This is a genomic window from Paenarthrobacter sp. AT5 (assembly GCF_032764245.1).
Lineage (GTDB): Bacteria > Actinomycetota > Actinomycetes > Actinomycetales > Micrococcaceae > Arthrobacter > Arthrobacter ureafaciens.
This window is the reverse complement of record NZ_CP136441.1, coordinates 4231579-4256406: the sequence shown is the minus strand read 5'-3', so window position 1 is coordinate 4256406 and position 24828 is coordinate 4231579. Positions and strand designations below refer to the sequence as shown.

The 24828-nt window shown below is 62.8% G+C and carries 24 protein-coding genes; 8 read left to right on the top strand and 16 right to left on the bottom strand.

Annotated features, from left to right (window positions below; translation table 11 throughout):
- Positions 1–2: 2 nt before the first annotated feature.
- The 6 genes from RI444_RS19795 to RI444_RS19770 form a co-directional block, all read right to left on the bottom strand.
- The gene (locus tag RI444_RS19795; RefSeq protein WP_021473951.1) at positions 3–995 is read right to left on the bottom strand and encodes an asparaginase; all 993 of its coding nucleotides are present in this window, start codon (positions 993–995) and stop codon (positions 3–5) included.
- Positions 992–1720: a FadR/GntR family transcriptional regulator gene (locus RI444_RS19790; protein WP_207605431.1), complete on the bottom strand. Its 729-nt coding sequence runs from the start codon at positions 1718–1720 to the stop codon at positions 992–994. The genes RI444_RS19795 and RI444_RS19790 overlap by 4 nt, the downstream gene beginning before the upstream one ends.
- 78 nt (positions 1721–1798) lie before the next feature.
- Positions 1799–2689: a GIY-YIG nuclease family protein gene (locus RI444_RS19785; RefSeq protein WP_225739991.1), complete on the bottom strand. Its 891-nt coding sequence runs from the start codon at positions 2687–2689 to the stop codon at positions 1799–1801.
- Between the two features lie 78 nt (positions 2690–2767).
- Positions 2768–4063, bottom strand: coding sequence for a type II toxin-antitoxin system HipA family toxin (locus tag RI444_RS19780; RefSeq protein WP_207605432.1), 1296 nt, complete (start codon positions 4061–4063; stop codon positions 2768–2770).
- The gene (locus RI444_RS19775) at positions 4057–4272 is read right to left on the bottom strand and encodes a helix-turn-helix domain-containing protein (RefSeq protein ID WP_225740095.1); all 216 of its coding nucleotides are present in this window, start codon (positions 4270–4272) and stop codon (positions 4057–4059) included. Before RI444_RS19775 ends, RI444_RS19780 begins: the two co-directional genes overlap by 7 nt.
- Positions 4273–4436: 164 nt before the next feature.
- The gene (locus RI444_RS19770) at positions 4437–5531 is read right to left on the bottom strand and encodes a thermonuclease family protein (RefSeq protein WP_021473957.1); all 1095 of its coding nucleotides are present in this window, start codon (positions 5529–5531) and stop codon (positions 4437–4439) included.
- Positions 5532–5750: 219 nt separating this feature from the next.
- On the opposite strand from RI444_RS19770, the gene RI444_RS19765 reads away from it, so the two are divergent.
- Together RI444_RS19765 and RI444_RS19760 are read left to right on the top strand one after the other, a co-directional pair.
- A complete protein-coding gene (locus RI444_RS19765) occupies positions 5751–6356 on the top strand; it encodes a hypothetical protein (RefSeq protein WP_242703196.1) in 606 nt (201 codons plus the stop codon).
- A 33-nt stretch (positions 6357–6389) separates the two neighbouring features.
- Positions 6390–6851: a DUF3817 domain-containing protein gene (locus RI444_RS19760; RefSeq protein WP_021473960.1), complete on the top strand. Its 462-nt coding sequence runs from the start codon at positions 6390–6392 to the stop codon at positions 6849–6851.
- Between the two features lie 27 nt (positions 6852–6878).
- On the opposite strand, the gene RI444_RS19755 is transcribed toward RI444_RS19760, so the two are convergent.
- From RI444_RS19755 to RI444_RS19730, 6 genes are all read right to left on the bottom strand, one after another.
- Positions 6879–7085: a hypothetical protein gene (locus tag RI444_RS19755; RefSeq protein WP_316963842.1), complete on the bottom strand. Its 207-nt coding sequence runs from the start codon at positions 7083–7085 to the stop codon at positions 6879–6881.
- A gap of 283 nt (positions 7086–7368) precedes the next feature.
- Positions 7369–8280 (bottom strand): hypothetical protein, encoded by a 912-nt coding sequence (locus RI444_RS19750; protein ID WP_242703197.1) that lies wholly within the window; start codon positions 8278–8280, stop codon positions 7369–7371.
- A 34-nt stretch (positions 8281–8314) separates the two neighbouring features.
- Positions 8315–8779, bottom strand: coding sequence for a DUF6318 family protein (locus RI444_RS19745; protein WP_242703198.1), 465 nt, complete (start codon positions 8777–8779; stop codon positions 8315–8317).
- A 417-nt stretch (positions 8780–9196) separates the two neighbouring features.
- Positions 9197–9574, bottom strand: coding sequence for an RNA-binding S4 domain-containing protein (locus tag RI444_RS19740; protein ID WP_062098334.1), 378 nt, complete (start codon positions 9572–9574; stop codon positions 9197–9199).
- Between the two features lie 189 nt (positions 9575–9763).
- Positions 9764–10861 carry a sulfite oxidase gene (locus RI444_RS19735; protein WP_207605434.1) on the bottom strand — a complete coding sequence of 366 codons (1098 nt, stop codon included), beginning with the start codon at positions 10859–10861 and terminating at the stop codon, positions 9764–9766.
- Between the two features lie 102 nt (positions 10862–10963).
- Complete coding sequence (locus tag RI444_RS19730; protein WP_021473965.1) at positions 10964–11998, bottom strand: aldo/keto reductase; 1035 nt, start codon at positions 11996–11998, stop codon at positions 10964–10966.
- A gap of 243 nt (positions 11999–12241) precedes the next feature.
- On the opposite strand from RI444_RS19730, the gene RI444_RS19725 reads away from it, so the two are divergent.
- Positions 12242–12733, top strand: coding sequence for a flavin reductase family protein (locus RI444_RS19725; RefSeq protein WP_207605435.1), 492 nt, complete (start codon positions 12242–12244; stop codon positions 12731–12733).
- A gap of 6 nt (positions 12734–12739) precedes the next feature.
- On the opposite strand, the gene RI444_RS19720 is transcribed toward RI444_RS19725, so the two are convergent.
- Positions 12740–13597, bottom strand: coding sequence for a hypothetical protein (locus RI444_RS19720; protein ID WP_062098330.1), 858 nt, complete (start codon positions 13595–13597; stop codon positions 12740–12742).
- A 183-nt stretch (positions 13598–13780) separates the two neighbouring features.
- Here RI444_RS19720 and RI444_RS19715 point away from each other — a divergent pair, with 183 nt between their 5' ends.
- Positions 13781–14185, top strand: coding sequence for a YchJ family protein (locus tag RI444_RS19715; protein WP_242703199.1), 405 nt, complete (start codon positions 13781–13783; stop codon positions 14183–14185).
- Between the two features lie 12 nt (positions 14186–14197).
- Here the strand turns inward: RI444_RS19715 and RI444_RS19710 are convergent, their stop codons facing one another.
- Both RI444_RS19710 and RI444_RS19705 read right to left on the bottom strand, forming a co-directional pair.
- Entirely contained in the window at positions 14198–16162 is a 1965-nt protein-coding gene (locus tag RI444_RS19710) for an acyl-CoA dehydrogenase family protein (RefSeq protein WP_207605437.1), read from the bottom strand.
- 62 nt (positions 16163–16224) lie between these two features.
- Positions 16225–16527 (bottom strand): hypothetical protein, encoded by a 303-nt coding sequence (locus tag RI444_RS19705; protein ID WP_021473970.1) that lies wholly within the window; start codon positions 16525–16527, stop codon positions 16225–16227.
- A 366-nt stretch (positions 16528–16893) separates the two neighbouring features.
- Here RI444_RS19705 and RI444_RS19700 point away from each other — a divergent pair, with 366 nt between their 5' ends.
- From RI444_RS19700 to RI444_RS19690, 3 genes are read left to right on the top strand one after another with little or no spacing between them, the layout of a single operon-like run.
- Positions 16894–18351, top strand: coding sequence for a DUF3375 family protein (locus RI444_RS19700; RefSeq protein ID WP_031217356.1), 1458 nt, complete (start codon positions 16894–16896; stop codon positions 18349–18351).
- Positions 18352–18394: 43 nt separating this feature from the next.
- Positions 18395–19240: a DUF4194 domain-containing protein gene (locus RI444_RS19695; protein ID WP_225740191.1), complete on the top strand. Its 846-nt coding sequence runs from the start codon at positions 18395–18397 to the stop codon at positions 19238–19240.
- Positions 19237–22680 (top strand): ATP-binding protein, encoded by a 3444-nt coding sequence (locus RI444_RS19690; protein WP_207605438.1) that lies wholly within the window; start codon positions 19237–19239, stop codon positions 22678–22680. Before RI444_RS19695 ends, RI444_RS19690 begins: the two co-directional genes overlap by 4 nt.
- 84 nt (positions 22681–22764) lie before the next feature.
- Here the strand turns inward: RI444_RS19690 and RI444_RS19685 are convergent, their stop codons facing one another.
- Positions 22765–23259, bottom strand: coding sequence for an FBP domain-containing protein (locus RI444_RS19685; RefSeq protein WP_021474722.1), 495 nt, complete (start codon positions 23257–23259; stop codon positions 22765–22767).
- Positions 23260–23753: 494 nt separating this feature from the next.
- Here RI444_RS19685 and RI444_RS19680 point away from each other — a divergent pair, with 494 nt between their 5' ends.
- A complete protein-coding gene (locus RI444_RS19680) occupies positions 23754–24824 on the top strand; it encodes an iron-siderophore ABC transporter substrate-binding protein (protein ID WP_207605439.1) in 1071 nt (356 codons plus the stop codon).
- The last annotated feature ends 4 nt before the right edge of the window (positions 24825–24828 follow it).

Here is a 24828-nt window from a genome sequence, read left to right as displayed (position 1 = left end):
CTTTAGTTTGTGGTGAAAATGTGTCCTGCACGGAGCTCGCCGACCGGAAGGCCGCCACCCAGCACGGGTGGGCTCTGCAGCGTGTCCAAAGTGCCGCCGTCGAGCCCCAGACGACGAAGCACCTCAAGGGTGATGGGCATGCGGGCGCGGTCCCCGCCGTCGGAAATCTTCACGGCCACGGCCCGGCCGTCGGCGAGGCCGACCAGCTGCAGGCCCTCAAAACCGTCCTTGGCGAGCAGGCCCGGGACCGCACGCATCAGCGCGGTGACATCGCGACCCTCGCCGGCCACCATATCCGGGTGACGGCGCATCGCGTGGGCGACTTTGCCTTCGTTTGTTTGCTCGTCCGCTGAAGCGAGGCGGCCGTAGGCGCGGGCCATCGCGTGCAGCGAGTGGGCGAACAGGGGAGTGCCGCAGCCATCGGTACTGACCGCGGCTGCGTCCTCGCCGGTGAGTTCAGTGATGGTGTCCCGCACCAGGACCTGCAGCGGGTGTTCGGGGTGCAGGTAGCCCTCAACCGGCCAGCCGTTGATGACACAAACCGAGGCCATGGAGGCGTGCTTGCCAGAGCAATTCTGTGCCAGCCGGGTGGGGCCGTTGCCCTCGCGGAGCCATTGGTTGCGTTCGTTGAATCCGTAGGGGAGGTCCGTGCTGTTGGCCAAGGCGGCTTCGGTCAGTCCGTGGATTTTGAGGATTTCCGCTGCGCCGTCACGGTGGTCCTTGCCTCCCGAATGGCTGGCTGCCGTCAAAGCCAGAAGCCGTTCCGGGATGTCCAAGCCGGCCTTGAGGAGCGCCACGGCTTGAAGCGGCTTCAGGCTCGACCGCGGGTACATCGGCGCATCCGGTTCCCCGGCTTCCAGGGCCGTGCTGCCGTCCGCATTCAGTGCCACCAGCGAGCCGTAGTGGATGCTCTCCACCAGTCCGTCGCGGGTCTGCTCAACCAGCGGGACGTGGCGGGTGGCTTGCTTGACCATTTCCATGGTTTCCTTTGTCATTTGCTGAGGATCGTCTCGAGTGCCACGCTGACGGCCTGCAGGTGCTCGGCCATGGCTTTGCTGGCGCCCTGTGAGTCACCTTCCTCTATGGCGTACAGGATGGCTACGTGTTCTTCATCGGAACGGTGTTGCCGGTCAGCGACGAGGTTCAGGGTCTCGGACTGGTGGGCGAGGGCGTCGCGGATGTCCTGCACGACGCTCGCGAACACACGGTTGCCGCTGGCGCGTGCGACGGCGGAGTGGAAGGTCGCGTCAAGGTTCACCCACGCTTCGGGGTCGTTTTCGTTGAGCATCTCCTGGACGATGTCCTTGAGGTGCTCAAGTTCCTCTTCAGTGCGCCTTTCGGCAGCAAGCCCTGCCGCGGGGATCTCGATGTGGGGACGGGCTTCATTGAGATCGCGTGCGCTGTACTGGCCCAAGGTAAGGTCATTAGCAACCTTGTTTGCCACCACGAACGTGCCCTTGCCGGTCTTGGTGGTGGTGAGGCCCAGCGTGTTGCAGGACCGGAGTGCTTCGCGGATCACGGAGCGGCTGACGCCATACTGTGCTGCCAGCGTTGCTTCGGAGCTGAGCTTGGTGCCGATATCAAACTGTCCGCCCTCGATTGCCCTCCTGAGTGCGGCGAACACCGCTTCTGCCGCTGAAATACGGGAGATAGGAGTGGGCGTCGAGCGGCTTGTGCTCGCACCATGCTGTCCGGCTGTCCGGCTGTCTGACAGGTTCACGATATTGAATATGGCACGGGTCACAAGGGGCTGTCAACGCTGAAAGGATTGCTTCACGCTTTGGTGGTTGGGGTGGTGTCAGTTCCGGTTGAGGCCGTGTATCCGAGTCATCAAGGCGGCCTTGTAGTGCGATTCCGCCGCGTTGACCTCGGTGGAAGGCGTGCTCGGCCCGAAAACACGGAGAAGGCTGAAGAGAAAGTGGCGGGCATGGTCTGTCTTGGCACCCGTGGTACTGCCGACGCTCTCTACGGCTAGCTCCCTGAGGGCCACGTTGCCGCCGTGACCATCCCGGGCATAGGCCGTCCATCGCCCGAGGATTCGCTCAGAACCGTCTGCCTTGCCGACGTATTGTTTGCCATTGCTGGAGTCGGTGATGAGGTAGATGCCCTGAACTTCAGCCAGTGCTGCGCGCCAATCCGAGTAGCGGGAATCATCCACCAGCTCCCGCAGCTGGTGAAAGGTGAGCAGGACCCCGTCGAAGCCCGGAAACGGGACCTTATCGCGGTCGGCAATCTCGATCACCTGCATACGCCGGGCGCTTGCTGACTGCGCACTGCGGTGCCAACTCCGCGGGTTATCCCAATCGACGACCAGTCGGTCCTTGAGCGTAGCCAGGAAGTTGCTCGGCCGGAGGTCGAAGTATCGGCAATCTTGGGTACGCTCCTCTTCCAACTCGCCGTGATTTTCGAATGCGCCCCACAGCCGCGAGCGATTCTTGCCATCGGCGATGAAAATGACCCACACTTGGCCGGGCTGAGCGGGGAAGCGGCGCGGGGAGACGTCCTGCTCACGCGTGTAGGCATGAACCTTCTGCACGGTCAGATCCTCGAAGCCGCGAAGGGCAGATTCGTCATTGGCCCTGAAAGAGTGGCGGATGACGTGGATTTGCTCCAGTTGAATCGGCGGATCATGCTCCGCGCCAACGCCGGCCAAAACGTGGGCGAGAGTTAGGGACTGCTGCTGGTCCACTGCCCCCAATGCAGTTCTCTCCGATCAGTCGCCTCGCTGTACTGGATTAGTCAATCATGAGGGAGTGAATGCTCAGTTCTATTTCCGCGCGGCCGTCACAACCAGAGGCAGCAAACGTACCCTGGCAGTTACCTCTTCAGCGATGTCCGGCAAGGATCCCAGCTCCCGCAGCAATTCTTCCTTGGCGGCGTCAAATGCATCGATCATTTGCTCGCAGTAGTGCACAACAACGCTTTCTGCGGCATCGCTGGGGACGCCAAATTGCGCGCCTGTGGCGACCAGCATTTGTTTGCTGATTCTTTGCAAGCGGTACTCGCCCTTCACGCTCATCGCTAAATTGATGCTGGATTCGCCGTCCCAATAGGGGGCGTACGTAGCGAGGTCGTAGAGCGGCGCAAACCGGACTTCCTCGCCGTGGAGTAGCAGCGAATAGTTCTTCGCATGGGCGTCTGTACAGCCGGCCACCGTATTGAAGACGAAAGCCCGATATAACGACTCGCCTGCCGCTCTGCGGTCTGCTTCGAGCGGGAACGACCTGACGAGGGAGGCCATGTCGCCGGCGCCCGGACCGCCGTCGCGATGCTGGTATTTCTTGGCGGGCGAGACGCTGAGGGCCTGGCAGAAGTCTTCTTGATGCAGGCGGCGCCAGGTTCCGTCTAGGACGTGGCGGTCATAGCGACGCGTGACGAAAACGTCCCATCCACCGATCCGTTTGAGCTCGGAGTTCGCTACCTCGAGCCCTAGGAAAGCAGCGGCGCGCATCGTCAATTGTTCGACGACATCCAAACGGCTGAAGCTGCCCGCCGCGGGTTTGAGGATGTGCGTCGTAGGGGTGGCATCCGCGGGAACCGCCCACGTGCCATCCGGGAGTTGGTGGAGAGCGATCTTCGGTTGTGCTCCGGCCAAGCTGAAGCGTCCCGCCGCATCATCGTAGGGAGTGCCGTCTTCGTACTCCGTCACCACGTGGTCCAGCATCGCGGCCACCTCAGAGTCGGAGACCGGTGTTACAGAGGTCCTCTGGAACTTGCCATCGGATGATTCCGCTCCCGGTGGCAGGAATTGCAGCGCGCCCGCGACGTCCGCGCCGATGTGTTCAAGAACTGCAAAAGGGTTCGTTGGTGAGACCCTGAATCGCCTGGCGATTGTCTGCAGGGCGCCCTCGCTGTCCGGAAGCAGGCCTTGAAGGAAGGGCAAAACGGCGCGCTTCTTGTGCGATCTCGCAGCCAGCGGCATGGAAAGGGACAGTGGTGTTGCGTCACGGCGCGCCTGATATTCGGGGAGGTAGTCGAACACCAGGTTCCCTGAGGCGGACTGCTCCACTCGTCCGCAGAGCGTCCCATCCATGAAGACATCGAGTGCGCGGGTACTCACCATCGAACATCGCCCGTCTCGCTGTCCCGGATTGCGAGCTCGAACCCCAGTGCTTGGAATACGTCCATGAACTTGGATGTCTCCACAGTGGCCTTGCCGGATTCGAGGTCGATGAGGAAGGTTCGCGAGACGTTTGCCCGTCGCGCCAACTCGGCTTGCGACCAGCCGCGTTCTTCCCTCAGTTCCCGGACCAATGGTCCGGCTTCCCGCACGGTCCTCAACGAGCTCTCCTGTCGCCGTACGGCAACTTCTTCAATTGTCGCCGTACGCCGACTTTAGCATTTGTTGCCGTACGGCAACAGGAATCTGGGCTTCACGACAAAGAAAGCCTGGCACCGCCCTGCGGGCAGTGCCAGGCTTTTGCGCTCCTGCTTCATCAGCAGGGGCGCCAGGTTTTTCCGCCGGGTGCGTAGCAGCGGGGTCCGGTGTAACCCGGATATGGGTTTGATGGAGCAGCCGGCTGCGGAGCTACATACTTCGGAGCAGGTGGAACATACGGTTGCGGCGCCGGAATGTTCCGCAAGCGTTCAGCTTCCGCTGCGGCGGCTGCCGCTCGGGCCTGTTCCGCGGCGGCAGCTTCGTCAGCCGCCTTCTTAGCTGCGGCTGCTGCTTCCTCGGCGGCCTTCTTCTCCGCCGCTGCCTTGGCTTCAGCGGCTTTGCGCTCTTCCTCAGCCTTTTTCTCAGCTGCGGCCAGCGTTTTCTGCTGCTCCTTGACCTGGTTCAGCGTGGTGTCGGCGCGGGTAATCCGGTCTGACAATGCCTTGAGTTTTGAGGCAGCTTCTCCAGTGGAGTACGCCGCCCAGATGATGGAATGCTCGGAGTCCCTCTCTGCAGACAAGAGGTCATGGGCGGCCTTGGCGGCGACGAGCGCCGAAGCCCATGTCGACGCGGATGCACCAGCGGCTGATGAAGTCGTTGCCGGGGCGGCCTCCTCAGCGGATGCCAGCGCCTCTGAAGCAGCTGCCACCTTGGCCGGAAGCGTGCATTCTATGGATTCCGCGAAAAGTCCCTCCCCGGCTTTACGCGCTTCGTCGTGGGCAGCCTGTACCGGAGGCAGGAATTTGCGGTTTTCGCCTACAACCATTGGGACGCCGAGTCCTTTTCTGGCGATCTCAGCATTGACCAATTGATTGGAAGCGTTGAAGACACCAGCCAAAGTCCTGCCGTACTTGTCGTGCCGCTCGACGTCGAACTCGAGCCGAACCTTGCTTCCAGCGGGCAGCGCTTGTTTGAGGTATTCCGAAGCCTCCGGACCCAGGCACTCCGTCGGTTTGTTTGGGTCCTTTGTCTCCGGTGTATTCACGTTCAGTAGGCGGATGGTCTGGTCGTTGTTGTTGATCGAGACGACTACGGTGTCGCCGTCGACCACCCGCACAACAGTTCCGGAGTCCGCGTTTGCTGCCGCAGCAGCGATGAGAGAACCGGCGACGAGCGCTGCGGCGGCAGTCGATCCGATGAGCAGCTTACGCATGACGCCCCCTGCTCTGGCTGAAGGGTTGCTCGGAGCGTGGGCAAGTAATTATGCCGTCTGTTTGGGCGCGCAAATAGTCCCCCTATTTTGCGTTTGAGTCGAGTGAGGAAAGCTCAGCGTACTTGACGGTGCAACTTATTGCTGAACGTGCAAGCGGACGTCGAAGTTTGTGTCCTGCAGACCTACAAGCGTGCCCATTCTCAGCGCATAATGGCTGGCATGACTGCCCCTCAGTCCCGTGACACGTCGGAGCTTCCTCGCGTCACCGTGGAGGTGCCCGTGTTGAGCATCGGTGCCGGTCCTACGGATTACGATGACCTGGGTCGCCACGTTGACGCGCTGAGGAAGCCGGGCAGCCTGCATATGACTCTCCTGCACATCGGCATACTGGAGCGCTTGGCTGCCGACATCTTCGCCTGGACCAAGGGGCGGATGCCTGCGGAAAGGGCGGCACTGGAGATAGCCACCTGGCTTCGTGAACTTCCTGTGCTCGACGGTTTCCTGGGCAAGTCAGACACCATCCTTACCTTGGGCGGTGGACGTATCAGCAGTCTGGAGGTCGTGGTTCCGCAGGCAGTGCATGACTACCAGACCTTGTTGCTTCAAGGGCTGCATGTGCTTCTTGACGACCTGGGCTTGGACTATATCGATGACTTCATTCTCAGCTCGCCGGCGCTTGGTTACCGGTCACCCCACTGGATACCGCATGTGGCGGTGGGCAAGGCACGTGCGAAACATCAAGAGCCCATTAAGATAGAAACGCTGGCTTTGGAATTCGGAACATCCCGAATACGGAACGAGATGTCCCTCCCGTCCGTTGTCTAGAGCGACCATGACTCCCATCACCGAGGAAACTCAATGCAACCCCGCGCCCTTTTCCGAACTGTTGCCTTCGCCGAAGCCGTCACTTGGACTCTTCTTCTGATCGCGCTTTTCCTTAAGTACGTCACCAAGACGACTGATGCAGCGGTGAGCATTGCAGGTGGTGTCCACGGATTCGTTTTCCTCTGTTACGCCTTCATTGCCGCGTTCACGTGGGTCAACCAGAAATGGAAGGCCCGCACCGGGCTCGTGGCCATCGTGTCGGCTGTCATTCCGTATGCCACCATCCCCGTCGAAAAGTCACTTGATCGCAGAGGCCTCCTTGCCGGACATTGGCGCCTTGCCGCTGGACGCGAGGAACCGATGGGTGCTGTGGAGAAAATTCAGGCCTGGATCTTGGCTAAGCCGATCCTTGCCGCAGTAGTGGTGTTGGTCGGCGTGGCTGCTGTATTTAGCTTCCTTTTGTACATGGGGCCGCCGGATACGTGGTTCTCGTAGGGCACGTTCGCCGCTGACCAGGTCCTGTCAGTATTCCCCGGCCAACTTCTGGGCAGCGAGCTGGCGGATCCATCCGGGAGTCTCTTTGCCCAGCCGACGATCGCAAACCAAACGAAGCCGTGCTGCCGCAATCTGGACACCGCGATCATATGAAACGGGTGAACGCTTCCTGTAAAAGGGGGAAGGGTTCTGCTCTGCTGGGGTGGACTCCGCCTGCTGCTCTTGGTACTTCACGGTAAACCTCCTGGTTATCGCAGCACGTTTGCCTCGTCGGCGTTCCGCTTGACGGAGTCCCCGGACCGTTATCTGCTTGCACAGGGTTAGTGGCCGAAGGACTCGGGTCGTGACGGGCGGAGCGGCCTTAGAAGGTCAACAAGGTCCTCGTCTGTGCCTTGGCTGTGCCGTTGCGACCTTCTTTGATGCCGCAGTGTGCGGTTTTCCGTCGAGTTGGGTGGGTTTTGCCGTCGATGTGGGTGGTGGCGGTGCGGCTGTGTTTCTGGTGCCCGGGTTGGTGGTTTTAGTCGTTGGTGCCGGGGCAGCCCCAGGAGTGGGGGTTTTGTTCGCAGGTGTCGGCGACGAGTGCTGTTTCGGTTTTCCAGACGTGGATGGTTTGGGGTGTGGTGGTGAGGTTGAGGGTTCCGTTGATGGGTAGGGGTGGGCCGTTGTTGACGGTGTAGGTGCCGGTGTAGGTGGTGGTGAGTGTTGCGGGGTAGTTGCCGGTGGTGGTGTAGGTGTGGCTGGTTTGGGTGGTGGTGGTGAGCCATTGGGTGTCGGGGATGGGGTGGCCGGTGGTGGGTGTGGGTCCGAGGGTTTGGCCGTCGCCGTAGGTGTAGGTGTAGGTGGTGGGGGTGGCTGTGAGGTGGACGTTTTGTCCGAGGATGGTGAGGTTGAAGGTTTGGGGTGTGGTGGTGGCGTAGAAGTTGGTGGGTGCCCCGATGAGGGTGTTGGGGAAGGGTTGGGTTGTGAGGGTTCCGGGGTTGAGGGGTAGTTGGCGGAAGTCGGTGAGGATGCGGGCTGCGATGTCGTCGAGGATGTTGTGGGGTTCGGGGCCGTAGAGGCAGGTGGGGCCGGTGACGGGGATCCAGTCGGTCCAGCCGGGGTTGGTGATGGCTTTGGGGGCTTCTTTCCAGATCACGGGTGTGCCGGTGGCGCCGTTGGGTGATGGTGGGCAGGCGAGGGTGAGGCAGCCGGGGTCCACGGTGTCGGGCCCGTCGGCGCGGCAGTGGGTATCGGCCATGTACTGGTTCGGGTCCTCGGATGCAGCGGCGATCGGTTGGCCGAGATCGCGGGAGGACTTGCCACTTTTCGGATCGAAAGTCCACATGGATCCCACATCCAGGGTCCCAATTGCCCTGTTTGCAGAGACCCACTCGCCGTTCTCCTCATCGGCGTGAGCGCACAATGACTGGGCAAGCACAATGCCACACATGATCGTCACAACCACCAAGACTCGGCTGTCGGCCTTAGCGGATAACACCTGTGTCCACTACCTTCCAGGTTGAATCGAAGCTGGCCGTGACGACGAACGCATCATTAGTGGGCGGGTCGGAGGGCCTACCTTCTGTGCCATCGGGGTTGTAGTAATTGATGGCATCCTGGACGACTTGTACTCGGGCCTGTTGGCTCTCCTGGTCACTCTCCCATTCAATATCGAGAGTCGGTATGCGTATGGCGCCACCTACCAGCCATCTTCCGTCCCGGTTGCCATCTTGAGCTCCCCTCAGGAAGTAGGCGCAAGCGTTGCATGATTTCTGGCTGAGTGTGGCGAGTTCAGAGATGTCACCGGTTTCGTCGGCGTAACCTCCTACCTCGTACCAGTACCGAATGAACGCCTCCAGCCCTTCCTTCGAGTTTTCCTTCGCCAGCTCGGGCATGACGGGCACCGGTACGTTCTCGGCCTTGCCCTTCGAATCAGCAGGCTTGTACACCCCCGGATTCCCGGAGGAGGGACTCGAGGAACCGGAAGGCGAGGCACTTGCTGCGGGAGTCGCCGTCGTGGTTCCCGTAACCGCGCCCGGAACCGGCGGCGAGCCAGGGTCTTGGCATGAACTCAAGAGCACAAGCGCAGAAACCGTGAGAGCGACGGAACGGAAATGGGCAGGCGAAAGATCAAACAAAAAGCGTGGCAATGTACAGACTCCCCAGCGACTGTTGTGGCGTAGTGCTGGCCAGTCTAAGCAGGGGGTTCGCGCTGGTTCGAGCCGGTAAGACCCATCTGTGGATAACTGCACCGGGAAGAATTTGCTGGATCATTGCGCGGCCAAGGCGCCAAAACCACAGAATCCAGAGGGCCCACAGAAGCGCACCACTGAATGATCCAGCAAAATTCAGCCGGGTCCGGAAGGCTATCCCCGCAGCTTGTCCATATCCCGGCGGTCCTTCTTGGTCGGCCGGCCGGCGCCGCGGTCGCGTTGGGGCAGGCCCAGCTGGGGGAGGACAGGACGCGGGGGAGTGTGGTCGGTGTAGCAATGCGATGCAGCCTCGGCGCCCACACGCTTGGCAATGAGTCGCCGAACTTCAAAAACGCGTTCCCACCCGGATTCGCGGACCCGGATGGTGTCTCCCACAATCACAGTCTGCGACGCCTTCACGGGGTTGCCGTTAAGGCGGACATGCCCGGCCCGGCAAGCTGCCGTCGCGGCGGAACGGGTTTTGTAGGCTCGGATCGCCCACAACCAGGCGTCGACGCGGACGGCGGCCGGGGCGGAAGACTGGCTACTCATGATGCAGTCGAGTCTAGCGAAAGCGGTTACGGCGGGAGAGTCGTGTGTTCGCCGCAAACGTACGTTGACCGCTGCAAGGCGACAGCGAACAAGCAGGTTTCCCGCGAATTCGGCGGAAGGGAAGAGCCGTTCCCGCGAACTCGGCGGAAGGGAAGAAAGGCGGGAGGGCCCCCACCCGCGAAACACCCCCTACCGCACCGTCACCTCCACCCGTTGCGCCATGTTGTTCCCTATGCCCTGGTAATTCCACACTTGTTCCGTGGGCTGGAGGGCACCGGACGAGTCCATGGCGCGGCATCGCAGCACGTGATCACCCTTGTTCGCCACCCACACCATGGACCACGAGCGCCAGGCAAAGTCCCCAACGGGCGGATCGAGGTGCGCAGGCATCCACGTTCCATCGATACCCACTTCCACGCGCTCCACGTCGCCATGCCCGGACCACGCGCGCCCGTGAAGCATCACCGGTCCGGCATGCACTACCCGGCGACGGGTGAAGAAATCGGGAATCCCCGGCGGCACCATCAAAGACCGCACCCGAATATGGGTCACGGGCAGCCCCGGCCCGTCGGGTCCTTGGAGGTAGTGGTAGGCAACAGCTTGCTGGTACCCCATAAACCTGGTTGTCACAGCTTCAATGGACGTCAGCCACTTCACGCTCGCCATTCCGTACCATCCGGGGACCAGCAGCCGGAGCGGGAAGCCGTGCTGCAACGGGAGCGGTTGGCCGTTCATGGCGTACACCAGCATCACCTCGGGGTGCATGGCCTCCTCAATGGTCAGGCTCCGCGCATACGGCTCTTCGACGCCGCCTTGGATGCCGCTGTCAGCGCCGGTGAAGACAAGTTCGACGGCGTCACTCGCCAACCCGGCCTCCTCCAGCAGGGGTGCCAGGGGAGTTCCGGTCCACTCCGCCGTGCCGACGGCACCGAGGACCCACGGCTGGCTGAGTGGCCGGGGTTGCAGGAGCGATCGCCCGTTTCCCGCGCATTCGAGCGTGACGGGCATGGTGACGGCGGGACGGGCTTTGAGGTCGTCGAGGCTGAGCTCCAGGGAGTCTGCAACAGCCCCGCCCAGCCGCAACCGCCACGTCTCAAGCGAAACGTGCGGAATGTCGAAGTGGATCAGCAAGTAGTGCAGTCCCGCGGGGGTGAGATCGTCGTGCAACGCTTCAAGCGGCATCGAGTGGTTCCGGCCGGCGAGTTGGAGTTCTTCGTGGGTGAGTGGGCCTTGGGTCGGTTGGCCCGGGGTGGCGGCAAGGCCGCGTTCAATATGGGGTGTGGACATGGCGGGCGGCGTTCTACTGGAACCGACGCTGCGGATGTGCCGCAGCACTTAGGTCAAGGATCACGCCGCGCCGGAACCGCCGTCAATAGGACGTTGCAAGGCCTACCGGCGTCGAAGTTCCGGGTACTCCAGGTGCGGCGCCACGGTACCGGCATCCCGCTCGAGGAAGTTCACGGCGGGGGCAACAATATCGTCGATCTCGTCCAGGATGGCTTCGCTGAGTACGACGTCAGCGGCCTTGAGGTAATCAGTAAGATGCTCCTCGGTCCGTGGCCCGATGATGACGCTGGTGACCGCGGGGTGGTTCATGGCGAATGCCACGGCCAGTTGGATCAAGGAGATGCCGTAGCGGGCAGCGACCCGGCCCAAGGCATCGGCCGCGTGCAGCTTCGCTTGGTTGAAGGGCGCGGTCACGTCGAAGCGGCCCGGGACAGCCGAGAAGCGCGAACTTTCAGGCTGACCGCCACCCACCCGGTACCCGCCGGCGAGCCAGCCGCCGTCGAGCGGTCCGTAACTCAAAACCCCGACGCCGTACTGCTGGGTGATGGGGAAAACGTCCCGTTCATTGGCACGCACCAGGAGCGAATACGGAACCTGGTCCACGACTGGGGGCGTGAGGTGGTTGGTGTTGGCAATCCACTGTGCCTCCACCAGTTGCGCGGGACTGAACACAGAGGTGCCGTAGTAAAGGATCTTGCCCTGCCGGATGAGGTCGTTGAGGGCAGTGATGGTTTCCAACAGGTCGGTGTTGTAGTCCGGGCGATGTGCTTGGTAAAGGTCGATCCTGTCCGTATCCAAACGACGCAGGCTGTTTTCCACTGCCCTGACGATCCAGCGCCGCGAGTTGCCGGCGTGGGCCGGATTGGAACCCATCTGGCCGTGAAACTTGGTGGCGAGGAAGACTTCGTCGCGACGGCCGTGGATGGCCTGGCCCACCACGTTTTCGGCCTCGCCCTGGGAGTAGATATCCGCGGTGTCGATGCTGGTGATCCCGGCATCGAGGGCTGCTTTGATGATGCGGATACTGTCCGCAGGACCGGTGGGGGCGGTTCCTGTCCCGAAGTTCAATGTGCCAAGGGTGAGGGGGCTGATCAGGGCGCCGGTGCGTCCAAGCGTCCGTAGCTCGTTGAGGCTCATGTCGGCTTCCTGTGGTGGGGGAGGTGTCCCGTCGAGGCTACACAGCGCTGCCGGACGCAGAAACGCAAGTGGTAGAACTTCTTCGTTTTTCGTCTTGGGAAGTAACGGAAGGGGCCTTACTGCGAGACATTTCTTGACACCGGGCAATACAAACGACTTCCGGATCCACAAACGTGGAGGTTCCCGGGAACGCATGAATCATGGGGAAAGAGGTTCAATCGACGCGCAAAGGGGACAGATCAAATGACACGGACAACGGTGGATGAAACAGCAGCGATCAAGGCTGCCTTTGCCCGGTTCCCGTCCGGTGTGGCTGCGTTCAGTGCAATGGTCGACTTCACGCCCGAGGCCTTGGTGGCATCGTCCTTTACAGTTGGCGTTTCCTTGGAGCCTCCGCTAGTGATGTTTGCCGTGCAGAACTCCTCCACCACGTGGCCCAGGCTTCGGCAGGCAGCCCGGCTCGGTGTATCCGTGCTTGCCGAGGGGCAGGAAGCCGCGTGCCTCCAGCTTTCCTCCAAGACCCGCGACCGTTTTGACGGCGTGGCCCACAGCGTCACCGACTCGGGGGCTGTGCTGATCGACGGTGCCGTGCTGGGTTTCGAGTGCGAAGTCGTGTCAGAGATTCCGGCGGGGGATCACGCGATCGTGGTCCTTGAGGTCAAGTCCACCACCGTCAACCATGATTCCGAGCCACTCATCTACCACAGGGCATCGTTCCGCCAGCTGGCGGCCTGACCCCGCCTAGGAGTTGCGGCTGGCACCGCTCAAGGAACCCTTGCGCACTTGGCCCGGGGACTTCCCTTTGGCGGTGTTCTTGGGCCCCTGCTTGTTGGCAAGGGGCTTGAGTGCGGCCGGTTGGACTGGTTTTGCGGGTTCAGCCTTCTTGGCAGGGTCTGCCGGCCCGGGCGCTGTTCCTGCGTCCGGGGAAGGACCATTTCCCGACGACGGTTTGGCCGACGATCCCGACTCTCCCACCTCGCGGACTGTCACCTTGATGGCCGGGGGCTGTTCAGCCTTGGCCCGGGCAGCCGCCCGCTGGTCAGCTTCAGCCACGGCCTCGGCCCAGCCCTTCGCCAGGACGGGCGGTTCCTTGGCTGCGGCCACGACGAGGGGATGGTGGTTGGTCTGGGTGTCCATCCTGGACTTCCACGTGCCGTCCTTGACGGAGGCAGCCGCCCCCGCGACCCGGCGTCGGGCTTCTCCAAGGAGGTCCCGCTTCGGTTGGGCCGGGGCAGGTGGCGTTTCAACCACTACCGGGGGTGCGGAAGGTACGGGAGGAGCGGCAACAGCGGCTGCGGCAACGGCGGCCACATGGCCGGACGCGGGCTCGTTCAGCGGAGCGCCAGCAGCAGGCAGGACGCCGGAACCAACCGGGGCGGAGGAGTCCTCCGGCCGCTGGGGGAGGTGGACGATCGGCGTCGTTTCCTTCTTGGGGAAGATGCCGAAAAGCGCAAGGATGATGATCGACAGCAGACGCCCGATACCGGCCACCACAAGCGTGATGATGATGACGAATACCAGACCCAGGAACATGAGGACTGCCATCCCCAACGTCCCCAGGTAGGTCAGGTTGATGGCGAGCGTTGTCGGATCCTCCACGTAGCCTCCCCTGGCTTTGCGTTTTGATGCCCGCGGTCTCCCCCGCTTGCACATCTAGCCTACGGTCCGGCACCGACGGAATCACGCCCGGCTCAGCACTCCTGCGGGGTTGTTTCAAAGCTGTTATACGGCGTGGGAAAATATGTTGCGCAGCTCTCATTTACGGCCTCGGAAAGGGGCATTTTGACGCCCGATCTCACCCGTCTCCGCAACGGCGCTTGCCCGTGCCTGTCCGGGGATCCATACGACCAGTGCTGTGGCCGTTTCCACCGCTCGGAAGCCGACGCGCCAACTGCCGAACAGCTCATGCGCTCGCGGTACTCGGCCTTCGTTGTCCTGGACCCCGAATACCTTCTGCGCACGTGGCATCCGAGCACGCGGCCGGACACCATGGACCTGGATCCGGACATGGAATGGCGGCGGTTGGACATTCTCGGAACCACGGCCGGCGGACCTTTGGACGCGCGGGGCACGGTGGAGTTCGCAGCCCACTACAGGCACGACGGCGAACGCGGAGTCCAGCGCGAACTCAGCCGTTTTGTGCGTGAGGACAAGCGTTGGTACTACGTGGACGGCGACGTCCGCTAACGCACAGGAAAGCTACCTGTACTTGCGGTGCAGGCTCTCCTTGGCTGAGGGGCCGGGGGAGGCGTCGGCGATCCACGGCCCTGTTCCTTCGGACTGGTCCAGGATGCCGGCCTCAAGCCAGGCGTAATCCCCGGCGAGGACCTTGCGCGAAAGGTCGCGGTCGGCGTCGTCGGTGTTGCGCCAGAGCTGGTCGAAGTATTCGTCCACCCGCACGCGGGCCTGTTCGCAGTAGGCCTCTGCCAGTTTAAAAGCTGCTGCGGCATGCTCGGGCCGGGTGTGCAGCAGGTTCTCAGCCCGCGAGCAACACGCGGCCATCGCGAACAGCTCGGCTCCGATGTCCACGATCCTGCCAAGGAACGCTTGTTTGTGCTCGAGCTTCGCCTGCCAACGGCCCATGCCGTAGAAGGTCTGCCGTGCCAGCCGGCGGGACGAACGCTCCACGAAACGCAGTTGCTTGCCCAGCCGCCCAAAGTCCGAGTAGGACCTCGGGTCCATTCCCGCCCCGGCCACCAGCCTCGGCAGCCAGCGCGCGTAGAAACCGGAAGCCCCGACGGCGGCCTTCGCTTTGTCCTGCAGGCTCGCATCCAGCGAGGCGAGGTCGCCCGCTGCCGCGAGGTGCGCGTCCACGGCCTCGCGGGCGATGAGGAGCTTCATGATCTCGCTGGAACCCTCGAAGATGCGGTTGATCCTCAGGTCACGGAGGAGCTGCTCCGCTGCCACCGCGCGCTCGCCGCGGGCCTCCAGGGAGTCGGCGGTTTCAAACCCTCGGCCGCCGCGGATTTGTACGAGTTCGTCGGCAATCCTGCAGCTCAGCTCGGTCGACCACAACTTGGCCAGTGCGGCTTCGATCCGGATATCCCGGGCGCCGGCGTCGGCCATTTCGGCGGACAGCTCGAAGACTGCCTCCAAAGCGAAGGTCGTGGCGGCGATGAAGGCGATCTTCTTGCTGACGGCCTCGTGCTGTCCCACCGGGCGGCCCCACTGGGTGCGGGCGTTGGACCACTCGCGGGCAATCTTCAGGCTCCACTTTCCGGCAGCAACGCACAGGCCGGGGATGGAGAGGCGGCCCGTGTTGAGGGTGGTCAGGGCAATCTTCAAACCCTGGCCTTCGCGCCCCAGCCTGTTGGCCGCCGGGACACGTACCTGATGGAAGCGGGTGACGCCGTTCTCGATCCCGCGCAGGCCCATGAAGGTGTTCCGGTTCTCCACGGTGATGCCAGGAGAATCCATCTCCACGACGAACGCGGAGATGCCGCCCTTGTGGGTGGTGCCGTCCGCATCCGTATGTTCAGGGACGCGGGCCATGACCACAACGAGCTCGGCTATCACGCCGTTGGTGGTCCAGAGCTTCACGCCGTCCACAACGTAAGACCCGCCGTCATCGGACAGGACCGCGGTGGCGCCCATGCGCGCGGGGTCGCTGCCGACGTCGGGCTCTGTTAACAGGAAAGCGGTAATCGCGCCCGCGGCGCATCGGGGCAGGTACTCGCGCTTCTGCTCGTCCGTGCCGAACACCTTCACGGGCTCGGGGACGCCGATGGACTGATGGGCGGAGATCAGGGCGCCCAAGCTGGGATGGACCGAACCCACCAAGGCCAAAGCGCGGCCGTAGTAAACCAGCGACAATCCCAGGCCGCCGTACTCACGCGGGATCTTCATGCCGAAGACGCCCAGCTCGGCCAGTCCTGTGAGGTATTCGTCCGGGATCTTCGCATCGCGTTCGATCACGCGTCCGGACATGGTCCTGCAGAAGGCCTCGAGCTTGGCCATGAACTCTTCGCCGCGCTCAACATCCTCTGCCTTGGCCTCGGGCCAGGGGTGGATCAGGCTGAGGTCGAAGCTGCCCAGGTACAGGCCCTTGGCGAAGCTGGGACGGTTCCATTCGGTTTCCCGCGCGGCTTCGGCGACGGCACGGGCCTCCTCTGCGGAGGCGTTGACGCTTGCTGCGGAGAGACCGTTGTCAGTGGCGGACGTCATGGGATAACTCCTCTAACCGGTTGTGCCGGATGGAGCCAGGGTCCGCCTCGGGTGCGAACCCTTCAGCTGTCCCTCAATGCTACCCGCGGGTAGCTACCCGTACCAGTGGATACCTGCGGCTGGAATTCGGCCGGGATGTCCACTTGGCCGGCATGGTGGACCAGCCGGTCCCAGGCGAAGTTGATGCCATGGATCAGTCCGCCAAGGACAGCCTTGATGGCATACCAGGCCATGCCCATGACGCCGATGAGAACAATTGTTGCTATTGCCGCCGCCGCGATGAAAGCGACCAGAAGTGCAGCGACCGCCAGCGTTCCAATGAACACGTAAGTGGCGGTTTCCAGCGTCGTAAAGTCGAAATCCACAGTTCCCCCTATGCGACAGTGCGTGGGTAGACGCGGCGTTGCCGGCGTCGATGATCTGACCTTAGGGGCGGCGGGGGCCCGCGGCCAGCATGGAAACGGTGTTGATACGGGATCGAAACCCTACCCTGTGGTAGGTCACGGAAAGGGCACGACGGCGGCACGCACGCGGGTGCCCACCCGGCGCCCCACCCCCGCGCCCACCCCCGCGCCCACCCGGGTGCCCCCCAAGTAGGTCGCACTTGTGCGCGTTATCAGCGTTCTAAACGTGCTCTGCTGCGACTTAGTTGGGTGCGGACGCTCTGCGTTAACCTTGTACGGGGCAGTTTTCGCTGCCAGCCAGGTTTCGCAGCAGCTGAAGGAGAGTAGTTGTCCCGTTCAGCCATGTCCTCCGCCGACGCCATCAGTGCCCGGCTGAGGGACCTCGAACAGCTCACCAAAGGGCCGGCCTGGACGTTGACGCGTTCGGCGCCGTGGGTCATCGCGGTGCTCCAAGCCTCCTTCACCCGCACCCGGCCGCAGCTTCCGCTCGAAGAGTTCCATGCCGACGTCGACGCTTTCCTTGAGCAGCTCCGCCGCCAGGACCCAGCGCTCGGCGGGCAGCTGAACGGCAAAGCTTTCGGCGACGAGTGGACCCGAAAACAGTTCCTCACCCGTCGTAACCAGTCCGGCCAGATCGTCTACGAAGTCACCGAAGCCGCAGCCCGCGTGCTCGCCTTCCTCGACAGCCTGTCCAGTGAACGCTCAACGCTCAACGGCTCCCGGCTGGGCACCCTGCTCGGCGATGTGGAGAAACTCGCCAACGAGACCAACCCGGACCAGAGCGCCCGCCTTGAAGCCCTCGAGGAGGAGATCCAGGAGCGTCAACAACTGGTGGAGGACATCAGTTCCGGTGAATTCGACGGGCTCCTGGACGATGAGGAAGCGGTGGAGGCCGCCGGCAACATTCTGGACCTCGCGGCCAGCCTGCCCGCCGACTACAAGAAGATGCGTGACCGCATTGAGGAACTAGTGGGTGAACTCCGGAACCAGATCATTGAAGAGTCGCTCAGCAAGGGTGCCACCATGGCCCAAGTGCTCGAAGCGGACAAGCGGCTGAGGCAGAGCCCCGAGGGTCGTACCTTCCGTTCATTCACGGCGTTCCTCGAAGACCCGCAGCAGCAATTGCGTTTCCGCTCAGCCATCGGCGAGGTCCTGAGCAGGCAGTTCGCAGACGATCTCACCCACGAGGACCGGGAAACCCTGAAGAACCTCGTCGCCGAGCTCCGGACGCAGCACAGCGAGATCCAGCGGATCTACGGCAAGCTGTCGGAAAGCCTCAACACGTATATCCAGAGTGACGATGTCCGCCAGTCGGTCACGCTCCGCAAGGTGCTCGCCGAGGCCGAGCAGGCAATCCGTTCCATGCCATACGAGCGGGACCGTCCGGGCCTTGTCCCCGGGCCCGTCCTCTACAACGCGGGCTTCGAGTCGCTGGCCATGGTCAAGCTCTTCGACCCCGACGAGTTCGCCACGCCACCCCGTCTGGCGGACCCCATCGCTTTCACCGACTCGGACCGCGTCAAGTCCGCCCGCACCGGAAAGGCAAGGCCCGACGTCGTCCGTGCCGCCATGGCAGGGTCCGCAACCCTGGGCGAGGCGTGGGAAAACCTTCCCGCTGAGGAACGGCACATCAACACCGTCCGTTCCCTCCTGTCCATGGCCTTGCAGACCGGCGCCGCCTTTGACCGGGCCGCCTGGGAGCACATCGACTTCGAACAAATCGACGGCAGCATCCGCACGGCATATCTGCCCGTCGTCACGCTGAATGAGGATTCTGATGACTGAGGAAATCACGACGACGGAACTCGCCGCGACGGATAACCCCACCATGGATGGTGGCCGGGAAGATGGTGGCCGGGAAGAGGTGGAGACGCACACCGCGGATCCGTTCCGTGTGTCCCCGAGGGATACGTTCGTTGACGGTGCAGCTCTCTTCCCCGGGGATACCGGCGTCCTGCCCATGAAAGTCCGCCACGCCCTGGTCAAACTGCTGAAAGGGCCGTACATCGACGGCGGCCGCGACGAGAAGCTCTGGACCACGCTCCTGGATAACCAACTGATCCTTCGGAGCCGGTTGTCGGAACTCTTCCTGACGCTCCAGCTGGACCACGACCGCAAGATCGCGGTCCTGCGCCCGGTGGATCCGGAGATCATCGGGGCAAGCTCCCGGTCCAGCATCCTCCGCCAACAGCGCGCCCTCAGCCGGGTGGAAACCATCGTCCTGCTGCGGCTTCGCCTGCTCCTGGACCGCCATGTCACGGCCCAGACGGATCCGACCGTAACGCGCGAGGAGATCTCCGACCTGGTAGCGAACTACACCCCGGCCGGCCAGCAGGATGCCTTGCGGGACTCCGACGTCGTGAACCGCACCATCACCAAACTCCTGGCCCGCCAACTGCTCCTGGCCACCCCCCTGGACGACACCTACACCATCAGCAACGCACTCCCGCTGGCCCTCCCCTTCGAAAACATCGGCGACATTCCGGCCCACATCGAAGCCCTGGTGGCAGTAGCAGCCGACGAATCCGGCACCGAACCGCTGCTTGACTTGGACCCCGATTCACATCAAACCAGCCCCTCAGATGACGACATGGACGACGACACGGATGACGACGGACCCGCTGCGGTGAGTTCCGCCGCGGACTCAACCGACGCCGAAGGGACCACGAAGTGACGATCGCAAGCATGCTCCCGTTGGGCGAACAGACGAACCCGGGCCAGATGCGCCTTGCCCTCGTCCAGGTGGTCAACTGGGGCACCTTCCATGGCGCCCACACCATGCACGTGGACCGCAACGGCACGCTCCTCACGGGTAATTCCGGCGTCGGCAAATCGACGCTCTTTGACGCGATGCTCCGAGTATTTGATGCCCGTCCGCGTTCCAACGAGGCCGCGGCCCAGCGGTCCGGCGGTGCTGTGGAGGACAAGAGGACCACCTTCACCTACATGCGCGGCAAGGTCGGTGATAAGGCGGTCGGCGACAGCTCGGCCAGTGCCTTCCAGCGGCCTGGTGCCACCTGGTCCGCCGTCGCACTCACGTTTGATAACGCAGCCGGCACCAAGGTGACGATTTCCGCACTGTTCGACCTGCCCAAGAACGGCACCGAATCGAGCGTCGGCCGGTTCTATGTGATCGACAGCAAGCCTTTGGATCTTGAAGCGATCGAGGGGATCGCGCAGAAGCGGTTCACCAAGGGCGCGCTGGAGTCGATCTTCCCCGAGGGGCAGGTCTTCGACGTCCATAAGGCTTTTGCCGAGCGGTTCCGCCGGCTTCTGGGCATCAATTCGGACCAGGCGCTGCCCTTGCTCCGCGTCATCCAGGCAGGCAAGGGCCTGGGCGGCAGCGTCAACACCTTCTTCCGCGACCAAGTGCTCGACGCTCCTGCGACGCTTGCCGCCGCGGACGATGTGGTTGAGGAATTCAGCAACCTGATGTCCATCCGCCAGCGGTTGGAAGACGTCCGGCAGCAGCGCGACCAGTTGGCACCGGTTCCCGGCCTCAACAAGGAATACGCGCAGGCGTTGCTGGATGCCAACCGGCTCCGTGAGCTGACGGGCGAGGAATTTGAGGCGTACAAACAGCAGCTCGCGGTTTCCGTGCATGCCAAGACCTTGGCCAGGTTCAGGGAATTGGCCCAGCAGAAAGCGCAGGAACTCGCGGCGGAGCGGACCATCCGGGACGCGCTCGCCAAGGAACTGCGGGAGCTGGAGTCCGACTACAACAACCGCGGCGGCAACGCGATCTCTGCCATTGAGCAGTCGCTGGAGAACGCCCGCGTCGGCCTGAAGCTGCGGCAGCAGGTGGAGGAGTCTGCCAGGAAGGCGTTGTCCGATGCCGGGCTGAACCTGGAATGGTCAGCTGAAGGTTGGGACCAGGCCCATGAGCAGGCCGCAGCGCGGTCGGCATCCTTGCAGGACGACTCGGAGTCCCTCAAGGAACTCCGTTTTGAGGCGTTCGATGCCCACGCCACCAAGAAACGCGAGCTGGCAGCTGCCCAGCAGGAATTGTTGTCGCTGCGTTCGCGCAAGTCCCTCCTGCCGCCGTCGAGCATTGAAAACCGGGCTGCGATAGCTGCGGCCACTGGCGTACCCGAGGAACGGATGCCGTTCGCGGGCGAGCTCATCGATCTCGCGGAGGGCCAGGAGCAGTGGCGTCCAGCCGCCGAACGCGCGCTCCGCAACCTCGCAACCACTCTGCTGGTCCCGGGTGAGTACTTCGCGGCCGTAACCCGCTACCTGAATGACAACACCATCCGCGGAGCCCTTCGCGCCGTGGATGTTTCCAAGCCGCTTGCAGGCGGCGCACTTGCTGTGGAGGACGTGTCCGACGGCGATCTCTTGACTAAGTTGAGCATCCTCACGTCGGGGGCCAATGCAGAGGCGGGGGAGTGGGTCCGTGAACGGATCGCCGTGGACTTCGCCTACCCGTGTGTCGAGGACCCGGACGAGCTGGCTTCGCTGGACAAGGGACTGAGCCTGGGCGGCGTGGTCAAGCGCAACCGGCACACCGTGGAGAAGGACGATCGCTTCACGAGCCGCCAGGACTACGTTCTCGGTTTCGACAACGCGTCCAAGTTGGAGCTGGTGGCGGCCCGCGTCGGTGAGCTCGAGAACGAGTTGGCCAAAGCTGCGGAACTGGCACAGAGCCGGGAAGATTCGCATCAGGGAATGGCCCGTCAGTTGGAAGCCCTCCGCCGGGTTGCCGAGGATGAGCGTCCTTGGGAGCAGGTTTCAGCAGCAGTTGCCGGGGAGGAATTGACGCGAATCGAACAGCGCCTTGCCGACGCCTTGGCCGCGCAGGCCGATCTTGAGCCGTTGCGGGCAAACATTGAGGCGGTGCGTGAGAAGCACCAATCCTCCACAGGTGCCGCGGCCGTCCTGCAGAGCGAATACAAGGCGCTCGACTATCAGATGACCACGGCTGACGGGCTGTTGGACGCGGCGAGGCTGAAGCTTGAGCAAGCACCGCCGTCGAGCTCCACCGTCACGGCGCTTGAGCCGTATTTTGCCGGCGCTGCCGACGTCACCCAGCTGTACGAGCTGGATAACCTGGCCAACAGCGTCCGCAACAAGCTGCTTGATGAATTGCACGTAGCCGAGTCCCGGGGGCAAGCAACGGCGGAGCGGTTGACCCGGATTTTCGAGGCGTTCGTGCGTGAATGGGGCAGTGCCATCAGCGCCGATCATGGCACGTCGATCGGCGCCGCCGGTGATTTCGAAGCCCGGTACCATGCGATCGTGAGCGACGGCTTGCCCGCACAGGAAGCGGAATTCCGTTTGTTCTTCAACCAGCGCACGCATGAATCGTTCAGTACGCTGCTGCACCTCCTTGATGAGGAACGCCGCAGCATCACCAGCCGCATCCTGCCGCTGAACGGGATCCTTTCCCAGGTCAATTTCCACGAAGGCAGCTACCTGGAACTGGACATCAAGCAGACACTTCCTGCCACTGCCAAGCAGTTCAAGGACGCGATCCAGAACGCACTCAAGGCCAAGCACGCACGCCCGTCCCGGGGAGCCGCGCCGTCCGAGGTGGACGAGGACGCCGAGCTCACTGCCCGTTACAAGTCACTGGAAACCCTGGTGAAGCGGCTCGGCTCGCAGACCCCCGAGGACCGGCGCTGGCGTTCCGAGGTCCTCGATGTTCGCGGGCACCTCTTCATCCAGTGCAAGGAGCACCGCGAGGTGGCCGGAGCGTCAGGCAGGAAGAAGACGGAAGTCTTCATGCATGCGGACACCGGCTCCATGTCCGGCGGCGAGCGTCAGCGATTCACCGCCTTCATCATGGCGGCTGCCCTGAGTTACCAGCTGGGCATCGCCGAGCAGGGTTTCACGACGTACGGCACCGTGATGATGGACGAGGCGTTTGTCCTGGCGTCCGAGGAATTCGCCGGGGCGGGCATCAAGGCGCTCCACGAATTTGGGTTCCAGTTGCTGTTGGCTGCCCCGGAGAACGTCATCGACCTGTCACGCCACCTCGGCTCCGTCACGGAAATCCTCCGCGACAAGCGCACCAACCGTAGCGGCGTGCTGACCGCGCCCGTCATTTCGGGACGTGGCGAGCCCGGAGCGTGGCGTTCGGAAGCCAACCCTGTGGACATCGTCCTCCGCTGACGGCCCCGCCGCCGTCTCCCAACTGACTGGCAGCAGGGGTTGTTCTGAGCACTCATAGCAACCCCTACTGCCAGTCACATTGGCCTACTTGCCCCGTACCCTGCTCAGGAATTGGGCCGTGCGGAATTCCAGGCCTGCGATCTGTTTGAGCACCACGGCAGCCGGGTCCGGGTTGATCTCGTTGACCGGCGGCTCCTTGCGGACGTTGGCACTGCAACCGAATTCCGCGCAGATTAACGTCCCCACCGTGTTGCCGTCCTTGCCGGACTGACCCGCCCTCTTGGCAACCCACAGGTAAACGTCATCTTTGGAAAAGACGTCCCGGCACAATTCGCACAGGACTGCACGGTTCTTGCCGGAGCCGCCTTCCGGAGCGCGGAGCAGGACGCCCGTCAGCTTTCCTTCATACGGCACAACCAGGTACCCCCGTTGGGGCATCTTCTCGTCCCGCCAACCGAGGAACTCCAGGGTTTCCCATTCGATCGATTCGAAGTTGCGGGGAAGATTCAGTTTGGCAGCTTCTGATCGGCTGGCATTGATGAACGATGATCGGATTTGTTGGGCAGTGATTTTCTGCATGGCGAAGCTTCCTTTGAAAATTACGACGTCGGCAGCGCACCTGGCGCTGCGTCATGGCACGTTAGGCGCGGGGTCGTCTCTGTGGAGCACAAGGGCACGCCGAAGAAACCAACAGTGGCGTTGGATCTTGGTGCTTGCGGTGCTACTTGGACGATGCCGGCGCGTGGGGGTGTGCCAAGCAGGCCAAAGCGGCCACCTCGCCAACTATGGCTGCGGCAACTGATGCAGTGCGCACGCTCATTCCCCTCGTAATTTTTCCTGGAAGCGGTAGTCCGCTGCCGATATCCTCCCAAATCTCCGCGGGAGCTGTCCACCGGGAGGGGATGTGGCAGAGGGATTCCCGTACGTGGGTGGGATGTGGCAGAGGGATTCCCGTAAGGGGGTGGGATGTGGCGGAGGAATATGGGAAGGGATTAAGCGACAGAAACGTTTCGTAATTATTTGAAGGATAGGCTAGCCTTACTTAGGTTCGCATAACTTACCTAAGGAGTCCCGTGGCTTCCCTTCTTCCACGCCGCGCCCTGCTGAAGACTGCAGGTTCAGCGACGGTCGCATTGGCCGCTGTCGCACTTACCCTTTCCGGTTGCTCCACCGGTCCCGCCAACTCGGCGCCGGCATCATCGGAAGCAGCATCGTCGGCTTTCCCCGTCACCATCAAGCACGCCTTCGGTGAGACCACGATTAAGGAACAGCCCAAGCGGGTCGTCACCATTTCGTGGGTCAACGATGACATCGCGATCGCCCTCGGCGTTGTTCCGGTCGGTGTCCCCAAGAACGAGTGGGGCAACAATGACAAGGGCTCAACCCCGTGGAAGGACGAAGCCCTGGAGAAGGCCGGCGCCGGCTTTGGCTCCGATAAAGCTCCCGTCCAGTTCTCCGAGGCTGACGGCATCAACTTCACTGAAATCGCCAAGCTCAGCCCGGACGTCATCCTCGGCGCGTACTCCGGCCTCGAAGAAGCCGACTACAAGAAGCTGTCCGAGATCGCCCCGGTTGTTGCCTATCCGGAGCTGGCTTACGGCACGCCGTGGCAGGAGAGCACCACCATGATCGGCAAGGCGCTGGGCAAGGAAGCCGAAGCCAAGAAGCTGGTGGAAGACACCGAGGCCACCATCAAGGACAAGGTATCCAAGTACCCGCAGATCAAGGACAAGACCTTCATCTACGGCAACCTCGAGCCCGCCAAGGGCGATGGCGTGAACGTCTACACCGCCATCGACAACCGCCCCCGGTTCCTCTCCGACATCGGAATGAAGCTGGCACCGGTGGTCACTGAGAACACCAAGACCAACAAGGACTTCTTCATCCCCTGGTCCGCAGAGAAGGCCAACGAGCTCGACTCTGACATCTTCGTCACCTGGGTTCCGGATGCCACCACCGCCGAGGCCATCAAGACTGATCCGCTGCTGGGCCAGATCCCTGCCATCAAGAGCGGCGCGCTGGTTGCCGACTCGGACAACACCCTGACGCTGTCCATCTCTGCCTCTTCCCCGTTGAGCCTGCCGTGGGCGCTGGATACGTTCCTGCCGCAGCTGGGTAAAGCAGCGGACGCAGTAGGCAAGTAAGTCC